1 pseudogene is annotated in these 236 nt (G+C 42.8%); it reads left to right on the top strand.

Annotation, left to right across the window (positions count from 1 at the left end):
* Nucleotides 1-20: 20 nt before the first annotated feature.
* Nucleotides 21-236, top strand: a pseudogene (locus tag IQR33_RS12615) (IS3 family transposase); the annotation flags it as partial.

The raw sequence follows: 236 nt of genomic DNA, 5'->3' as shown, positions 1-236 counted from the left end.
CCCCAAAATTGGAGAGTGTTATGAAATCAACAACTAAAAGAACTCAGCGCGATTACTCCCTCGCTTTTAAACTCACTGTAGTTGATGAGGTTGAAAAAGGAAGCCTCACTTACAAACAAGCCCAAGAGAAGTATGGCATCCAAGGTTGCTCTACGGTTTTGGTTTGGCTTCGTAAGCATGGTCGACTAGATTGGTCTAAAGGGACACCTAACTTTATGTCCAAAGGAGACTCTATG

It is taken from the genome of Vibrio sp. OPT46 (assembly GCF_015163535.1).
GTDB classification, from domain to species: domain Bacteria; phylum Pseudomonadota; class Gammaproteobacteria; order Enterobacterales; family Vibrionaceae; genus Vibrio; species Vibrio alginolyticus.
This window is presented reverse-complemented; position numbering and strand designations above follow the sequence as displayed.